At 39.9% G+C, this 17,594-nt stretch carries 18 protein-coding genes, 1 tRNA gene and 1 riboswitch; of the genes, 10 read left to right on the top strand and 9 right to left on the bottom strand.

The window, feature by feature from the left end:
• The first annotated feature begins 135 nt into the window (after window positions 1-135).
• A complete protein-coding gene (locus RTX25_RS13600; RefSeq protein ID WP_312654457.1) occupies window positions 136-1,626 on the top strand; it encodes a Ppx/GppA family phosphatase in 1,491 nt (496 codons plus the stop codon).
• A 131-nt stretch (window positions 1,627-1,757) separates the two neighbouring features.
• Here RTX25_RS13600 and RTX25_RS13595 read toward each other — a convergent pair whose 3' ends face one another.
• Window positions 1,758-3,107, bottom strand: a complete 1,350-nt coding sequence (locus tag RTX25_RS13595; RefSeq protein WP_312654456.1) for a sodium-dependent transporter — start codon at window positions 3,105-3,107, stop codon at window positions 1,758-1,760.
• Between the two features lie 326 nt (window positions 3,108-3,433).
• A complete protein-coding gene (locus RTX25_RS13590; protein ID WP_312654455.1) occupies window positions 3,434-4,888 on the bottom strand; it encodes a phosphate--AMP phosphotransferase in 1,455 nt (484 codons plus the stop codon).
• Between the two features lie 125 nt (window positions 4,889-5,013).
• Here RTX25_RS13590 and RTX25_RS13585 point away from each other — a divergent pair, with 125 nt between their 5' ends.
• Window positions 5,014-5,466 carry a GNAT family N-acetyltransferase gene (locus tag RTX25_RS13585; RefSeq protein ID WP_312654454.1) on the top strand — a complete coding sequence of 151 codons (453 nt, stop codon included), beginning with the start codon at window positions 5,014-5,016 and terminating at the stop codon, window positions 5,464-5,466.
• Window positions 5,467-5,964 carry a deaminase gene (locus RTX25_RS13580; protein ID WP_312654453.1) on the top strand — a complete coding sequence of 166 codons (498 nt, stop codon included), beginning with the start codon at window positions 5,467-5,469 and terminating at the stop codon, window positions 5,962-5,964.
• Between the two features lie 43 nt (window positions 5,965-6,007).
• Here the strand turns inward: RTX25_RS13580 and RTX25_RS13575 are convergent, their stop codons facing one another.
• From RTX25_RS13575 to RTX25_RS13565, 3 genes are all read right to left on the bottom strand, one after another.
• The gene (locus RTX25_RS13575) at window positions 6,008-6,169 is read right to left on the bottom strand and encodes a hypothetical protein (RefSeq protein ID WP_312654452.1); all 162 of its coding nucleotides are present in this window, start codon (window positions 6,167-6,169) and stop codon (window positions 6,008-6,010) included.
• 98 nt (window positions 6,170-6,267) lie between these two features.
• Window positions 6,268-7,413 (bottom strand): GTPase, encoded by a 1,146-nt coding sequence (locus tag RTX25_RS13570; protein ID WP_312654451.1) that lies wholly within the window; start codon window positions 7,411-7,413, stop codon window positions 6,268-6,270.
• A 148-nt stretch (window positions 7,414-7,561) separates the two neighbouring features.
• Window positions 7,562-8,929, bottom strand: a complete 1,368-nt coding sequence (locus tag RTX25_RS13565; protein ID WP_312654450.1) for an NlpC/P60 family protein — start codon at window positions 8,927-8,929, stop codon at window positions 7,562-7,564.
• A 348-nt stretch (window positions 8,930-9,277) separates the two neighbouring features.
• Between RTX25_RS13565 and RTX25_RS13560 the strand changes: the two genes are divergently transcribed.
• Together RTX25_RS13560 and RTX25_RS13555 are read left to right on the top strand one after the other, a co-directional pair.
• Complete coding sequence (locus RTX25_RS13560; RefSeq protein ID WP_312654459.1) at window positions 9,278-9,967, top strand: response regulator transcription factor; 690 nt, start codon at window positions 9,278-9,280, stop codon at window positions 9,965-9,967.
• Window positions 9,968-11,473, top strand: coding sequence for a HAMP domain-containing sensor histidine kinase (locus RTX25_RS13555; RefSeq protein WP_312654449.1), 1,506 nt, complete (start codon window positions 9,968-9,970; stop codon window positions 11,471-11,473).
• 52 nt (window positions 11,474-11,525) lie between these two features.
• Here the strand turns inward: RTX25_RS13555 and RTX25_RS13550 are convergent, their stop codons facing one another.
• The 3 genes from RTX25_RS13550 to yqeC all read right to left on the bottom strand — a co-directional run bounded on the left by RTX25_RS13550 (window position 11,526) and on the right by yqeC (window position 13,555).
• Window positions 11,526-11,984, bottom strand: a complete 459-nt coding sequence (locus RTX25_RS13550; protein WP_397428560.1) for a MarR family winged helix-turn-helix transcriptional regulator — start codon at window positions 11,982-11,984, stop codon at window positions 11,526-11,528.
• Between the two features lie 77 nt (window positions 11,985-12,061).
• On the bottom strand, window positions 12,062-12,805 hold the full coding sequence (locus RTX25_RS13545) for a metallophosphoesterase family protein (protein WP_312654447.1): 744 nt from the start codon (window positions 12,803-12,805) through the stop codon (window positions 12,062-12,064).
• A 15-nt stretch (window positions 12,806-12,820) separates the two neighbouring features.
• The gene (gene yqeC / locus RTX25_RS13540) at window positions 12,821-13,555 is read right to left on the bottom strand and encodes a selenium cofactor biosynthesis protein YqeC (protein WP_312654446.1); all 735 of its coding nucleotides are present in this window, start codon (window positions 13,553-13,555) and stop codon (window positions 12,821-12,823) included.
• 343 nt (window positions 13,556-13,898) lie between these two features.
• Here yqeC and RTX25_RS13535 point away from each other — a divergent pair.
• The 5 genes from RTX25_RS13535 to rimI all read left to right on the top strand — a co-directional run bounded on the left by RTX25_RS13535 (window position 13,899) and on the right by rimI (window position 16,571).
• A tRNA-Trp gene (locus RTX25_RS13535) sits at window positions 13,899-13,972 on the top strand.
• Between the two features lie 394 nt (window positions 13,973-14,366).
• Window positions 14,367-14,861, top strand: a complete 495-nt coding sequence (locus RTX25_RS13530; RefSeq protein ID WP_312654445.1) for a GNAT family N-acetyltransferase — start codon at window positions 14,367-14,369, stop codon at window positions 14,859-14,861.
• A gap of 110 nt (window positions 14,862-14,971) precedes the next feature.
• Window positions 14,972-15,427: a tRNA (adenosine(37)-N6)-threonylcarbamoyltransferase complex ATPase subunit type 1 TsaE gene (gene tsaE / locus RTX25_RS13525; RefSeq protein WP_397428559.1), complete on the top strand. Its 456-nt coding sequence runs from the start codon at window positions 14,972-14,974 to the stop codon at window positions 15,425-15,427.
• Window positions 15,424-16,131: a tRNA (adenosine(37)-N6)-threonylcarbamoyltransferase complex dimerization subunit type 1 TsaB gene (gene tsaB / locus RTX25_RS13520; RefSeq protein WP_312654444.1), complete on the top strand. Its 708-nt coding sequence runs from the start codon at window positions 15,424-15,426 to the stop codon at window positions 16,129-16,131. The genes tsaE and tsaB overlap by 4 nt, the downstream gene beginning before the upstream one ends.
• Window positions 16,128-16,571: a ribosomal protein S18-alanine N-acetyltransferase gene (gene rimI, locus RTX25_RS13515; RefSeq protein ID WP_312654443.1), complete on the top strand. Its 444-nt coding sequence runs from the start codon at window positions 16,128-16,130 to the stop codon at window positions 16,569-16,571. The genes tsaB and rimI overlap by 4 nt, the downstream gene beginning before the upstream one ends.
• A 106-nt stretch (window positions 16,572-16,677) precedes the next feature.
• On the opposite strand, the gene RTX25_RS13510 is transcribed toward rimI, so the two are convergent.
• Entirely contained in the window at window positions 16,678-17,274 is a 597-nt protein-coding gene (locus tag RTX25_RS13510) for an ECF transporter S component (protein WP_312654442.1), read from the bottom strand.
• A gap of 91 nt (window positions 17,275-17,365) precedes the next feature.
• Window positions 17,366-17,480, bottom strand: a riboswitch (FMN riboswitch).
• Window positions 17,481-17,594 lie beyond the last annotated feature (114 nt).

Raw genomic sequence — 17,594 nt, 5'->3', positions numbered from 1 at the left:
ATTACAAATATGGGGACCTCTGATTATTTTTTTCCTACAGTAAATTGACACTATCAGTCCCAATCAATAGTTATGCATCTAAAGAGTTAATTGCTATAATATAGGAAATACAGAAATTTAGGAAAGGAGGAGCCCATGAGAATCGGAATCATCGATATAGGCTCTAACTCCATGAGACTTGTCGTATACGAAGTGAAGGACAAAAGTTATGTCGTAGTAGGACAAGTCCGACAATCTGCAAGGCTGGGCCAGAATATGGAAAACGGCAATCTCGATAGAGGCAGAATAGAATACGGTATCAAAGTACTTCATCATTTTAAGGAATACATGGATTCGAAAGAGGTGGATGAGGTCATAGCCGTCGCGACTGAAGCCATAAGGAAAGCCAAAAATAAGGAAGAATTCCTGACCCGCGCAAAATCGGCACTTGGTAAGGATATCCGCATCCTATCCGGTGAGGAAGAAGCATTCTATGACTATTATGCCACGGTCAATACCATTGATCTCGACAAGTGCCTTATGGTTGACATCGGCGGGAGCAGCACTGAAATTGCACTCATTGAAGATAAGATTATTCAGGAATCCATATCCATCCCTTTCGGCAGTATTGTTCTGACCGAAAAGTTCAACCTCAAAAACAATGAAAAGGAAGAACAGAATCTTCATAATTATCTCAGACAGTCCTTCAGAAAAATCAGCTGGCTGAAAAACGCCAGAGGTTATCCTATTGTCGGTATAGGAGGTTCCATAAGAACCTTGGGTAAAATCGACCGTTTCAGAAAAGACAATGCCATGTTCATCTCACACAATTACAGCATGGATCAGAAAGATGTTTCGGAAATATACGAACTGGTACGGGATTATCATAAAGGTGTGGTTAAGAGAATCTACGGACTCAGCAAAGATCGCGAAGATATTTTTATCGGATCTCTGGCGACGATGAATATCCTCATGAGATACCAGAACTCGAAAAAACTTTTCGTATCCAATGCAGGCATAAGAGACGGTCTGCTATTTGAATATCTTTTAGGCAGAAATAAAAGGGTGCGTGATGTTCTTGAATTCTCTTTGGACAACATCATCTCAAACCATATGTATAAAGGGTATGAAGGTAAAGATCTCTTTAAACTTGTAAGTGCCATGTACAGTGCACTCTGCAAATCATATCCTTATCTTATCGGCAACGGCAAAGTACTGAAAACCGCAACTTATCTTTATGATATCGGCACAAACATCAATTACTTCCAGAGAGACCGGAATACCTTCTACAGCATCCTCAATGCGCCGATAAACGGACTGAGTCAGAAACAGATCCTCATGGCCGCATCATGCGCGTCGGTCTTTTCGGCAAATGATCTCCTGAAGGAGTTTTTCAATAAAAAAATCCTCTCTTCCAGGGATATGAAAATCATAGAAATGCTCGGAATACTGATCAAGATTGCTGAATCATTGAATCATGGTGTCTCGGACAATACTCAGATCAGATCCATATCGCTGACTGATTCGACGATGGTTATGGAGGTGAGATCAAAATCTGACCCTCTGTTCAAGCTGGAAGAGCTGAAGAACTATCAGTCCAGATTTAAATATCTCTATAAACTGAATCTTGATGTTCGATTTGTATAATGAGCTGATTAATATGCACCATGAAGTTCCCTTAATTCATCAAAAGGACTCCGGCAATGCCGGAGTCCTTTAAAGTGAGGTATATGAGTCTGCTCATAAAATGAATATATTCAGTTAGGCCCTGCAGATGATTATCCGATAAGTCTGTCCAAGAGACCTGTTGTAGAAAGCAGAATGATGAATACAAGAACTGGTACTACAAACTTGATCAGCACGATCCAGAGCTTCTCTGTCTTGAATGCGCTGCCAAGCTTAATTTCCTTAACTGCATTTGGTACTCCCCAGATAAATCCGATGAAGATTGCGCCCATCAGACCACCTAGTGGTAGCAGATAATAGGATGTCAGTACATCAAGGAAGTCAAATATTCCGTAGCTGTTTCCATCGATCCAAGGAATCAGGAATCCGCTCCATGCACCCATTGAAAGTGAAGCTCCGATACCGATGATAAACATCAGAACAGTAAAGAATATTGTAGCGAACTTTCTGCTCCACTTGAACTGATCTATTCCGAATGCAACCGTAACTTCCATCAGCGAGATGGATGATGAGAGGGCTGCAAAGAATACAAGCAGGAAGAACAGCGCTGAGAAAAGCACGCCTAGCGGCATTTCTTCAAATACTGCTGGTAGGGTGATGAACATAAGTCCGGGACCCTGACCAGGCTGGAAGCTGAATGCAAACACAGCTGGTAGTATAGCAAAACCGGCTAGTATAGCGACCAGTGAGTCTAGAGCTGGAATAATGAACGCATCCTTTTCCAGATCTTCTTCTTTGTTCAGGTAACTTCCGTAAGTCACCATGATACCCATACCAAGGCTCAGTGAGAAGAATACCTGTCCAAGTGCTGCAATGACAACTTTAATCGTTATCTTGGAAAAATCAGGCTGGATAAAATATCTGATACCTTCCATAGCGCCGTCTAGTGTAACGGATCTAAATACGATAACAACAAGAAGAATAAACAGTGCAGGCATCATGATTTTTGATGCTTTTTCAATACCGCCTGAAATACCTCTGATAACAATAAGTGCTGTTAAAGCCATAAATATTAGATGATAGATAATTGGTTCTACGGGTGATGCGATAAAGTTTGAGAAATAACCCGCTTTATCCGCTCCAACACCTGTAAATGATGCAACAATATATTTCATTACCCATCCGCCGACTACTGAGTAGTAGGATAGGATCAGAAATCCTGCAAGTACACCAAATCCGCCAATAAAACCAAAGCCTTTCCTGATTTTATTGTATGAACCATATGCATCTGAGTTTGCGTTTCTTCCGATGGTCATTTCGGCAAGCATAAGTGTAAAACCTAATAAAACTACAAGTACGATGTAAACTAATACAAATGCGCCTCCACCATTTTCTCCTGCGAGATACGGAAATTTCCATAAATTTCCAAGTCCGACTGCTGAACCAACGGCAGCCATAAGGAAACCGAATCTTGACGACCAGGTACCTCTGTTTTCTTCCATAATAATTCCCCCTTATTTTTTCCAGGTTTGTGATTTCTTAGATTATATATTGTCATTCAGTCAAGAAACCATCAGCCCTGAAAATTATAGATATCATTATAAGCGGTAAACGAAAACTTTATCAACAGAAATCATAGATATCGAATTACAATTCTCACATTCACAAATAATCATGAATTGTACTGTTAATCTATTAGATTTCCACTGAATTCATTATGAAAAAATGGTACATGAAAAGGTTACCAAATACGTTTTTGTTATCACTATGCACAAATGTTTTACGGTTATATAATATTTAAGTCAATTATTGACGGATTGATTGTTAACTACTTATCAAGGAATTTCTGATTGCATGTATCTATGATGATCTGCAGAGCTTTCAGTCTTGCATATCTTTTGCTGTTTCCATTAATGACATACCATGACGCATCTTCCGTAGATGTCTCACTGATCATATCGTTGATTGCTTCTTCATATTTATTCCATTTCTCTCTGTTACGCCAGTCTTCATCGGTGATTTTCCACACCTTGTTCTCATCTTCCTGTCTGGCTTCAAATCTTTCAAGCTGCTCTTCTTTTGAGATATGGATAAAAAACTTGATGACAATGCCGCCGAAATTGGTCAGTGAGGTTTCAAAATCTCTAATCTCTTTATATGCCCTTTTCACATCTTTATTGGATGCAAATCCCTCAACACGTTCTACCATGAGTCTGCCATACCATGATCGGTCGTAGATGGAGATATGTCCGGTTTTCGGAACTTCTCTCCAGAATCTCCAAAGGTAGTGATGTTTAAATTCAAGATCTGTGGGTGCAGCTGTGGTATTGATTTCGTAACCGGTCGGATCAAGCTGCTGGATCACTCTCTTGATGTTACCGCCTTTACCTGCAGCATCCCAGCCTTCATAGACAAGAACCAGCGGAATCTTTTTCTCATAAAGCATGTACTGAATGTCCCGCATTTCTTTCTGCAGACGGTCAATCTGTTCTCGGTATTCTTCTTTGCTGATATCAAAATCACCTTCATGTTTTTTGAGGATATTCGGGAATTTACCATCGAAAAATCCGTCGTTCCCCTCTTTCTTTGCTTCGGATTTCTTTTTCTCAGCTTCCGCCCTCTTTTCAAGTTTTTCAATGATGACTTCAAGGACTTCATTCACTGTCTCATATCGGTCAGCATACGTGACCTTTATCCAGGATTTCTGATCGTTTTCGATGATCGCTTCCATCTCTTTTCTGTAATCATCATCGTTGTCACGGTCATATTCCTGCGCTTTCCACATAGTCCTCGGATTGTCATACATTTTTCTGATGTGCTTTTTCTGCTTGTCCTCATCGATTTCCACATAAAATTTGATCAGTTCCGAACCGTCATCCATCATAGTTTTTTCGAAACTTCTGATTTCTTCAAGAAGAATCCTGTTTTCCGGATATCTTTCATTTTTGACAGTATTGTTCTTCATCGCAATATAAAGTGAGTACCAGCTTCTATAATAGATATAAATCTCCGAGCTGCTGGGCGTATTGACAAAATACTGCCATAAAAACGGCTTTCTAAGTTCGATTTCTGTAGGGGTATGCGTCGCATAAAATCTGGTGTATCGCGGATCCAGAGATATCAGAAGTTCGTTGGAAATTCTGCCTTTTCCTGAAGCATGTACACCTTCAAAGACAATCATGACAGGCACGCCATAATCCTTCAGTACTCTCTGCAGATATCCAAGCTTTGTGGAAAGTCTGTCTTTGTCCTTCTGATATTTCTTTCTCTTATTTTCTTCCACATGGCACCTCCTCATCGTTATGCATACATTTTACCACAATCTGATCTCTTAGATATTTTCATTCTGTAAAAGAAAAAAACATGATATATTAATTAAAAGATGAAAAGAATATATGGAGGTGTAGTATGGTATCTGTCATTAAGTCTTTCAATGAACTAACACTTAAAGAGCTCTATGATATACTCCAGCTTAGGGTTGAAGTATTCATACTCGAACAGAACTGTCTTTATCAGGATCTTGACGGATATGACGAAAAAGCGGATCATGTGATGATTATGGAAGGTAATGATCTGGCGGCTTATGCACGCATTTTCAGAAGCGGTATCAGATATCCCGCAGCATCTATCGGGCGGGTGATCACCAGTCCGAAATATCGAGGCAAGGGATATGGAGATCTCCTGATGAGCGAATCCATCAGAGGTCTTGTGAAGATGGGAGAAGAGAAGATCATGCTTTCATCCCAAAGCTATGCGGAAGGTTTTTATCGTAAACATGGATTTAAGAGGACAGAAAAAGATCCGTATCTGGAAGACGATATCCCCCATGTGGAAATGGAATATAGAAGAGGTGATTATTGAATGAACGAGAAAAGTTACACTATTGAGAAAAGCGGTAAACCCAAAAGGATCAGACAGTCCTGGAACGAGTATTTCATGAGTATTGCAAAGGTGCTTGCAGAACGGTCATCCTGCGACCGGGCTTATGTCGGTGCTGTCATCGTCAATAAGGACAACAGAATCATCGCAACAGGCTATAACGGAAGCGTAGGCAGCAAAACCCCACAATGTGATGATATCGGCCATGTGATGAGAGACGGCCACTGCATCGCCACTCTGCATGCGGAAATCAACTGCATTGCCTACTGTGCAAGAGAAGGAATATCTTTGAAGGACTCCAAAATATATGTCACCCACTTCCCCTGCCTGAACTGCACCAAGGCGATTATTCAGTCAGGTATAAGAACCATCTGCTATCTTGATGATTATCGTCTGGATGATTATGCTCTTGAGCTTATGAAGGTGAATCATATCGAGACCGTCAAACTGACTATTAAAGAAATAGAAGAACAGGTGTAAAAAATCCCTCAGACAACGTTTCATGTTGTCTGGGGGATCTGACTTACTTGTCGAATACGCCGCCGTTCTTCTTGTTTTTGAATGCTTTTCTCGTCATTCCCTTATTTTTGTCTGGACGTTCAGTATTCTTTGTCTGACTTCCGCTCTGCTTCTTTTCTTCTATGAGTTCTTTCATTCTTTTTATACTCTCTGGTGTCATTGCCATGTTATTCCCTCTTTTCCGGTCCATATTTCTCACAGTTATATTAACTTTACAATTATAGATAAAAAACTGTGAGATTACCAGTTTTATTTTTATCTCTCTTAAGATTCTGATCCATCTGATTTTTTCTCTTTCTTTTCTCTTTTGACAACATCCATCTGCTGACGCAGTTCTTTTTTCATCATATCCATGACTTCACTCTGATCCATCTGTTTATTCTGATATTCTGATGTTGCTACTTTGATCATGACGTTTATATAGGCATAAGCAAGAGCTGTGGTGATAAGCGCAGCTGTGCTTCCTGAGATGAGCCCACCCACAATCGTTCCGGCACCAGGCACGAGCTTTAGGAGGTTCGATACAAGAGCTCTCCCTGTATAGACAGCTCCAGATACACCTGCGGCCGAAGACACCACTGATGTGATCATCCCTCTATTGACCGAAATGCCGAAAATACTTGTAATTTTCGCAATCATAGCCACCTGACTGGATGCAAGTAGAGGCGCATCCGCAAAAGGAATCGGTGTAAAGCCCACCATGAAAGTCTCGGTAATGAATCCCTTTGCCCACTTCTTCGCGTAAGCCGCCTTTTTCATCACATCAACTTTCTGGGCGTTTATAAAAGCCTGTTCTGCACTCTCCGGGATAAAATCAAGTGTGAGATCTACAAGTTCCTGAAGACCGTAGGATGGGATATGATGTCCACTGATCTGAAACGGCTTTGCAATAAGTGAAACAGTTCCTTTGATGTTCATTTTAAGCGATTTGATATATTCTGTCAGAAGATCTGCGTTTTCCTTCTGAAGACTCTGCGTCAGGACGATGATCACAGGAAGTTTTTCAGAGAGCTCACGAATGAATCCTTCTTCGAATGATTCAAGTCGACTGCTTCCGGCGTTGATGCAGTACCAGACCACATGGATTTTTTCTCTCTCCCCAAATTCATTCAGTCTTTTGATTTCATCATTTACTTCCTTTCTCACCTGGCTCTGAACACTCTGATTCAATTCCAGCCCTTTTGTATCATAAAGAGTGATCGGTACTCCTTCTTTCGTAATTTTTTCCAGATGTTTAGTCACTGGTTTTCCGATACCAGTCGCCACCAGATTCTCTCTGAATATATGATTGATTAATGTACTTTTTCCAACACCGGTTTTCCCGACAAGAAGAATATTGATCGGATTCATTGCTTTTACTTCTTCTTCAGTGAGGTGCATGATATCTCTTACAACATTAATTACATCCAATGAGCATGCCTCCTTTTAACAGATTTATTCATCTGTATTGAATTTACTATACCAAAAACAGATTAATATGACGTTAATATTTATTTAGAGTCTCATGAACTAAAAAAGTCTGAACCTGATGATCAGGTTCAGACTATGATTCTGCTTCTTAGTTTAAAAATCTTCTTGCTGTTATAAACTTATGGTACTTCATTGTGCTGATTTCAACAGTTTTACCAGGTCTTGGAGAGTGGATCATATTGCCTCCACCGATATAGATACCTACATGGGAGATGCTTCCGCTTCCGAAGAACACGAGGTCACCTGCCTGAAGGTCGGAATAGGCAACTTTTGTACCTACAGTAGCCTGTGAACGGGATACTCTTGGAAGATTCACGCCAAACTTTCTGTATACATATGAAGTGAAGCCTGAGCAGTCAAAACCGCTTGGTGTTGATCCGCCCCAAACATATGGTGTTCCAAGGAACTGATAAGCGTAATTGAGTACAGCACTTCCTGATGCGTTCGAAGCTGCAGGTGGTTTAGGTGCTGGTGTTGAGGCTGCTGGAGCTGAAGGAGCTGCATTTGAACCGTTGTTTGAACTGTTCTGGGCCTGTTCTGCCGCTCTACGTTCAGCTGCTCTCTGCTCAGCAGCAATTCTTGCCGCTTCTGCTGCCGCTGCTGCTCTTCTTGCTGCTTCTCTCTGATTAAGGATTGTTTTACCCTTTTCAATCAGCGCTACAATCTTTGCATCTGTTGTCTCAGTCACTATGCTGGATCTTACCGCTCTAAGGCTGGATACTGCGCCCTGAATTGCGTCATCTGTACTGGATGCGTTGTTGATGATATCATCATTGTCTCCGATATAGTACAGCTCAGCAAATGCGAGATTATTCAGTATTTTCTTTTCTTCGGTTTCATATTCCTTCAGGAGATTCTCTGCTTCTTTTTTCTTGTTCTCTTCCTGACCTAAACGAGTAAGATTATCGGCTTTCAGTACCTGAACCTCATTCATTGCCTGGTCAAGTTCAGCCTTCTGTCTGTCAAGCTCATCCTTGATGGCCTGTATTTCATCTAATAGCTGCTTATCGATCTTTGCAATCTTGAGTATCGCATCTGTACGTGAAATAAGATCTGCTATACTTTCTGATCCGAGAATGGTATCAATCATACCGGCATTACCCTGTTTGTACATGGCTCTCAGTCTCTCACCATATTCTTCTTCTTTTTGGGTAAGTTTTGCCTGTGTTTCGCTGATTTCAATATTTTTAGCTTCGATCTCAGAATTCAAGCGATCTATATTTTTGTCATTGTCTTCTATTTTTAAAATAATATCTGTGATTTCATCAGCAATACTACCGATTTTAGCTTCTATTTCATGCATTTTACTTAAAATGGCGTCATATTCACTCTTGATTGAGTCAAGTTCCATCTGTTGATGCTCAGTAAGGGGAGTTGCTGAAACTGGAACTGCAGCACCATAGAGTATTGATGTCAAAAGTAGCGCAGCTATTAGTTTGTTCTTAACACTTTTCATCTGAACCTCCTGAAGGATTGGCATCCAACTTATTACAAATCTATTACAGGTTGAATTATAGTTTTAAGTTATGAAGAAGGTATAAAGAGTTCATTAAACATTAAACATTAGTTAAATTAAATACGATTCGTGAACGATTGAAAATTGGGTATTATCCCTATAAACAAGTAACGATGCACCTATTTATTAATTGTTAAATTATGTCAAAACAGTAGGATTTAGATATTCACATAAATATTACAATTACAGACATTGCTTTTAGGGGTAAATACCTGTCTACATCAGCATTCCTTTGCCAACTTCTGCTCTCTAGTGTTATAATCACATCAAAGAAAAGAGGTGATTCTTATCAATAAAATTTTAATTATAGAAGACGAACCTTCAGTACTGGAAGCTATATCGGCTTATCTGCGAAAGGAAGGCTATGAAGTTTACACAGCTGAACGCGGTTATAAAGGACTGGAATATGTAAGTGAGATATCATTTGATCTCATTATTCTGGACCTCATGCTTCCAGATATTTCCGGTGAAGAAATATGCAAGCGAATACGTTCAAAATCGAACACCTATATCTTCATGCTTACAGCAAAGTCAAGTCTTGAAGAGAGAATCAAAGGGCTTGACCTTGGCGCAGATGAATATCTCGTTAAGCCGTTTTCTCCAAGAGAAATTGTCGCAAGAGTGAATGCGCTCTTTAGAAGAATCAAGGATGTTCCCGAAAACAAAAATATTGTGTCTTTCAATAACGGTGATCTGGTTATCGATCATGATAAGAGAGAAGTCAAATTGAAGAATGAAGAAGTGAGCCTTACACCTATCGAATTTGATATCCTCACAATTCTTTCTGCTAATCCGGGTATTGTTCTTTCAAGAGAAACCCTCATTGATAGAGTTCTAGGACCTGATTTTGAAGGTGTAGACAGGACCATAGATGTTCACATCAAAAACATACGTAAAAAGATTGAAGACGATACAAAGAACCCATCCTATATCATCACGGTATTTAAACTCGGTTATAAGTTTGGTGGTGGGCAGTAGTTGAGATCAATTAAATATAAGCTGGCCATAACCATTTCTATCAGTGCCCTGCTTTCTCTGCTTATCGCTTATGTAGTCATAAATCTTACACTTAACGCCCGGTTCAATGATTACCTTAAGGTAAACCAGATTAAGAGAGACGAGAGAATTGTAGCCACCTTTAGAGACAGTTATATAAGAGATGACCGCTGGACCATAACATCAGGCAAAAGTCTTGAAAGAGATGCTGAGGCGTCCAACTTTACCATCTCCCTGCTCAACTGGGACAAAAGTGTGATGTGGGCTATGGATCCACTGAAACTGGTGGAGAAAGAACGGGAAATCAACCCCGATTCCGCATTCACTATGGAGCAGTATGTTCCATATGAATATCCCATTAAAAGTGAAAACCAGGTTATAGGGTATGTTGTAATCGGTCAGTTCTCCCCGCTTGTCATCTCGACGGAAGATGAGAACTTTTTGAATTCAATCACCATGAGTATCCTGATCAGCGCATTTATTGCAGTTTTCATCATCATTCTGATTTCGCTCTTTGTTGCTAGGCAGCTGTCTGATCCCATTGAAAAGATTTCGAAGACTGCCTACAGCCTATCCATGGGTGATCTTTCAGCCAGAGAATCCACGGAAGCAGATGTAATTGAAATCGAAACACTGCGAAACAGCATCAACTCGCTGGGTGAAAAACTCGATCGGCAGGATATGCTCAGAAAGAGACTGATTACCGACGTATCCCATGAACTCAGAAACCCTCTGAATGTTCTTCAGACAAATCTTGAAGCGATAATAGACGGGATACTGCCTGCCACTCCAGAAAGACTGTCATCTCTCAATTCAGAGGTTGTGAGATTCGGGAAACTTCTGGACAATCTGAATATCCTCAAACAGTTTGAAGCCGAAAGTATGGTGGCCAAAATTACTGTTCTCGATATCCAGCAGGTATTGCAGGATATCTACCACAACTTCCAGGGCCTGACGAGAGAGAAATCAATCAAATTCAAGTATATGTTCCAAAGAAACACAGAGTATCTGATATTGGCAGATAGACATTCCATCTATCAGGTCATAACGAATCTTTTGCATAATGCAATCAAATTTACACCTAGGAATGGAATGATCTCCATAAGACTCTCCAGAGACGAAAAGTACTGCTATATCAAAATCAAGGATACCGGTATCGGTATTCCTCCGGATGAACTGCCCAATGTCTTTGAACGATTCTACAGAGTGGATAAATCAAGAGAACTCGTTGATGGAAGCGGAATCGGTCTGACTATTGTGAAGAATTTTGTCAAGCTTAATGGAGGTACAATTGATGTCACTTCCACCCTCGGAAAGGGTTCTACCTTTACCATAAAATTCAATCTCTATGAGATTGGTGAAGAATCCATTGAGCATAGAGAAATATCTGAGGAAAATTTCATGAAGACAGACAATCAGACCTTCAGCCCATATACGAGTCAGCCTGAAATAAACCCGGATCAGGAATCAGATCAGAATAATGAATAAAACAAACAAAGAAGCTTATCATTTTACCGATAAGCTTCTTTTCTTCAAACAATTATTCAGTGATGATATTGTCCTTTGCCTGCTTCTCAAGCTGATCAAGGATCAGTTTCAGCTGTTCTCTCAAGCCTACTACTCCATCCAGATCCATAGGCAGGCTGCATGCGATATTATTCGGAACTTTTTCCGCTTCTTTCATGAGTTCCTTACCTTTATCGCTGAGATAGATGATGAGATTTCTTTCATCTCTTTTATCTCTAGTTCTTTCAATGTTTCCGTCATTTTCAAGCTTCTTTAATAGCGGAGTCAACGTTCCTGAATCCAGTCGTAACTTGCTCCCTAACTCTTTTAAGGAAATCCCGTCCTTTTCCCACAGTACAATCATAACAAGATACTGTGTGTAGGTTAAACCGAGCGGATCAAGAAGGGGTCTATATATTTTAGTGATTTCCCTCGAGAAAGCATAAACTGCAAAACACAGCTGATTTTCTAGTTTTAATTCATCTATCATAATATTTACCTCATGTCTTATTGTATTCAATTAAATTGTATCATAAAGCGTTGCAAGCTGTCAATAAAACATGTAGAGGCTTATATTCCTAAATAAAGTCTTTTTGCAAGAAGCTCGGGAAGTCCCTCTTCTTCTATTCTCCCTGCCGCCTCTCTGATGTTATAATCAACAGATTTAAAAGAGACTTTTCTTTCATCCGTGTCATAAACAGCATAATGCGCTTTCGGTATACTGTTTCTGGACTGTCCCACACTGCCCACATTGATGATGTACAGTTTATCATCCAGATAGATATCTCCATCCTTGGACGGATAGATCTCCACACCTTCATTTCCCGTCATCTTAAAAATACAGGGCTTATGCGTATGGCCGGTGAACATTATTTTTGCACCCAGTTCACTCATTCTTCTATAACTTGCAAGAAGGAAAATCGAATCTTTGTCTTCAGGAAAAACATACGAAAAATCCAGAGGCTGATCCAGCATGGAGTGGCAGAATATACAGTCGTCCAGCTGAATATATTCAGGAAGATTTCTCATATGATTCACATACTCTTCCGGGAGATTTTTTATGGTGTGCAGCACACCAAGCCTTGCATTTTCACTGAAATTCATCAGTGAAAGCGGATTAAGAACGCCATATTCATGGTTGCCCATGGCGCTCTCTCCTCCCAGTTCAAGAAATTTCTTGTAACAGAGAAATGGATCTGCACCATATCCTATAATATCGCCCAGAAAAATGATTCTGTCGTATTTTTCGTTGTCTACCACTTTGTTTAAAGCCTGTATATTTGAATGTATATCACTTAAAATCAAATATTTCATCTTCTGTCTCCTTGTTTAATCACCTTTTTCATACAATACAAAATACCGGTTTTCAATCAGACTTCCTTCAACAACCATGTCCAGTTTTGACACGTCAATTGTTTCAAAGAGACTGAGCGCAAGCGCCTGGTCCACTTCCTTCTCCACTTTGTTGATATATAATACTCTTTTACCGACAGCGTTTTTAAATAAGCCATCATCGTCATCTACAATTTTCGCAAGATGCTGTATGGTGACAAGGGATCCGATTGCACTTTCGGTAAGCTCCAGAAATTTGTCCAGATGATGGATATTTGTAGCATTGACGAGAAGTCCAAGGGACTGAATATCCATTACACCGACAGTGATATCAGTCGTTGCGGGTATCTTGGGTTCGGATTCCCGGAAGCCTTTTAAAGGTCTTCCATTAGAAAAGTCGCATTCAATAACAGCGTGATCGAACTCCCCTGAAATACTTTCGATATCTTCATTAGTAAGACCGAAAACAAGATCTTCCAGATTCTTACCTCTGCCTATAATATACACTCCTGGTCTGTCAACGCTCCCCAGATCATAATCTGCATTATAATCATAATCTATGAAATCATACATAGTGATATCTGGCTTTATAAATGTTGTCGTGCTCGACACAAGGATTTTCTTCTTTTTCCGCAGGGATTCCGTCAACTGATTGATAAGTGTGGTCTTGCCTCCAGCACCAACCAAAGAAACATTGCGGTATTTATCCAGTTTCAGAATTTCATAAAGCATAGCATCACCTCCAGAAGTCAAAATTTGTCACAATATCTATTCTTTTATCATATCCTATTCACCCTATTTTGTGAACCTTTACTCAAAAATTGTATTCTATAGAATAATATACCAAGATATATATTATAATATGCAGCTTCCCTACTCTATTGCACCCGTTTTCACGGCAGATGGTCCCTTCACCATTTTCATCGATTCTCAGAGTAAATGCAATGTATCTCTTGTAAGGTTGCATTTACTTTAAATCTTTTCCTTCGAAAGATTTTATTCACAAATTGTTGACAGCAGGTTTTAAGGATGCTAGAATAGACAACGTAGCCCAGTTAAGGCTACGCAGGCTTTTAGGGGTATAGTTCAATGGCAGAGCAACGGTCTCCAAAACCGTAAGTCTAGGTTCGAATCCTAGTACCCCTGCCACATGAATCGGTCTAGTACGATGTACTAGGCTGTTTTCTTTTGTGCTGAAATGGCAGAAACCATAGTTAATGGGTGCTGGCTAGGATAATCATCAATTCAGCTTCTCATAAATAAAACTGTACAATATTCAGATTTCATCAAAATATCGAATATATTTTCAAGGAAACATAATAAATGTCATTATATTTGAATTTGTGTTATTTGCATATCTAATGATATTAAAATAATCAATAATCAGCAGATTTCGTCAGCAAAACGGAGATAAACATCCCTATTATCTCTTTTCGCATGATTACCATTTTGAAGTTCTAAAAAACAGATACTACAATGGTAAAAGCGTTCAGTTTAAGTAGTTATGGAAACTGAAATATCATGATTTGAAAAGGAGTTTGCAATGATAACACTTCGACAGGACATCTTTTCAAAAGATGCCTTAAAGATTGCTGATTGGCTTGATGACCATGAAATCATTGAACATCTGAATGAACATGGAGAGACCGGTAATCATATCCGAGCTTTGGTGAAGAAAACGACACTGCCCGTTTTCAATCAGGTATTCAATCAGCGTGGTGCTTTCTATCTCATCTGCCTCAAAGAAGAATCAATAGGTTACGTAAAATTCATACCCAAAAAGTCCGGACATGAGATCGTCATAACTATTGGAAAGAAGGAACTCTGGGGAAAGGGCTATGGAAGAAAAGCATTGAAAAAAGCATTGAATGAAGCTTTCTTCATACTGAGATACAAGAAAATAGATGCTAAGATCAAAGCGCAGAATATAAGATCCTTGTGCCTTTTTGAACATATAGGCTTTGATGGAACAAAGGTGCGTGAAGATCTTCACCACCTATCCATGGACATAGACACCTATCTCAAAAAAGCAGCATAACCGATCAGAAATTTACAGCCGCAATAGGCTGTTTTTTCTTTATCCTTTTCAAGCTCTTTTCCTTGCGCTATAATGAATGTTGATTAAAATGAAGAAATGGTGATGATAGAATGATAATTAAATTTACAGAATCTGTTGAGGAAACCATGAATTTAGGAAGAAAACTCGGTACAGTCATTGAAAAAGGATCAACCCTATGCCTTACTGGCGATCTGGGTACAGGAAAGACTCATTTTGCAAAAGGTTTTGCAAAAGGCTTAGGCATCAAAGATAATATCACCTCCCCCACTTTTACCATTGTGAATGAATATGATGAAGGAAGACTGCCTTTTTATCATTTCGATGTATACAGGGTAAATGATATAGATGAAATTCTCCAGGTAGGTTTTGAAGAATATGTCTATGGTCAGGGCGTTACGCTGATTGAATGGGCGGATATGATCGAAGCCATCCTCCCTGAGGAACTGATTCATGTAAAAATCGAGAAAACAGAAAATCCGGATGAGAGAAAGATCACAATCAGATCATTCGGTAAGGAATATGACTTCCTGGAGGAACTGCAATGAAAATATTAAGCATAGATACATCCTCAAACAACTGCTCCATTGCCGTTGTCGATGAAAATGCCATGCTGGGTGAGATCAGCATCAATTACAACCTTCAGCATTCTGTGCTGCTTATGCCGCTTGTAGAAGAGCTTCTGAGACGACTGGATATGACACCCAAGGATTTGGGTGCACTGACCATATCCACCGGTCCTGGCTCCTTTACAGGCCTTAGAATAGGACTTTCAGCCATTAAAGGTGTTGCACTCGGACTGAATCTCCCCCTATACGCTGCTGATTCACTCTCAACTTTAGCCTATGGTGCTTTTGGTTACAAAGGTATACTTGTCCCTATGGTAGATGCTTTAAGAGGCGGTTTCTACACAGGCTTCTACACTTTCGATAAGGACAGACTTGTAACCCTTATGGAACCCGTCATTCTTACACTTGATGAAGTGAAGGAAAAACTGAAGGATGAGAAAAGGGAGATTATGATTCTCGGAGACATCACCTTAAAAAAATCCGAAGAAGAACTTCTGTTTTCTGAACAGGTCATTCTCGCACCACAGACACTGAATATTCCAAAAGCCAGCAGTATTCCCTATCTTCTCAGAGAGCGGATTGAAAATGGTGATGCTGATGATATTCACACACTTGTCCCTCTCTATATGAGAAAAAGTCAGGCTGAACATGAATACGAGAAGAAGAAGGGTATGCTGAAATGATAACCCCTGTTGACATCATAGAAATGGAACCCGAACATGTAAATACTGTATATACCATCTCCGAAGGAGCTTTTCCTCTTCCCTGGGCAAAAGAGGAACTCATCCGGGAAATCATCAATCCACATGCATTGAACCTCGTAGCACTGTATGAAGATACCGTCTGCGGCTATATCCAGTGCTGGTATACCTATGAAGATGCAGACATCCTCAATATAGCCGTTGATGAACATTTCAAGCGACAGGGCATTGCTCGCGCACTGCTAAATAGACTGATTACCCTTCTAAAAGAGAAAAATGTTCAGAATATCTTTCTTGAAGTGAGAGTGAGCAACATCCCTGCTCAGATGCTTTATAAGTCATTTGGATTCATTACCCTCGCAAAAAGAGAACGATACTATATCAATGGAGAAGATGCTCTGGTCATGAATCTTCAGATATGAGGAGTTAAACAGAAACAGATCAGGTGAAATTTAATAGATAAAATAATCCCTCCGGAAGTCTTCCGGAGGGATTTTATTGAATTTCATCTGTTTCGTTTCTGTACGGTTATACCGCCTTATTCAGTTTGACATATCTCTTCTGAAATCTGGCTTCCTTATTGATCAGCGTAGCGACCCTGTCATAGAACAGTATACCTACTGTAGAGATTATGACACCCTTGATGAAGTTGAATGCCGGTATGCCATAGAACAGGTATGATCTCAGCATCTGAGCTTCCATTCCGCCAGGGAAGTATAAAGGAATGAGGATAAAGAAGTTGGCCAGCATAGCCAGCGGAATCATAATTACAGATCCTGCGAGTGCGCCAAGTATTGCACCTTTTCTGGTTTTGAATTTCTTGAACACCATTGATGCTGTGAACACATATGAACCAACAATAATGATATTGGCGATTTCTCCGATTCCACCTGACTGACTTCCTTTGATCATAAAGACCAGAAGATTTTTCATGATTTCTACACCGACACCGACAAGAGGTCCGAATGCGAATCCGCTAAGAAGAACAGGTACAGCTGAAAGGTCAACTTTTAGCCATGGGAAGGCCGGAAGAATCGGGAATTCAAAATAAGTCAGTATGAATCCCAGCGTGAGCAGAAGTGCAGCTTTGACGATAATGTTGGTTTTTTTTGATATGTTTACCATTGTAAACCCTCCTAAAGATTGCTATCTCCAGAAGATTGCCTAGTAAAAAAGCCTTGATTTCGTGAGAAATCAAGGCGTGAACGCTAAAACAATCATTCTTCTTCCATCCAGACTTTAACTGTCGGCTTCGGAGTTACACCGAATCAACCTTGCGGTTCGTGGGCTATACCACCGGTGGGGAATCACACCCCGCCCTGAAGACGCTATTTAATTACAAGTAAATCTTATCATGCTGTTATTATTATGTCAATAGCTCCAGTGATATGGATAGTGTCAATTTACTGTAGGAAAAAAATAATCAGAGGTCCCCATATTTGTAA

The organism is Proteiniclasticum sp. (genome assembly GCF_032054185.1).
In the GTDB taxonomy this organism is placed as follows: Bacteria; Bacillota; Clostridia; order Clostridiales; family Clostridiaceae; genus Proteiniclasticum.
The sequence above is the reverse complement of the archived record's forward strand: the minus strand, read 5'-3'. Positions and strand labels throughout refer to the sequence as shown.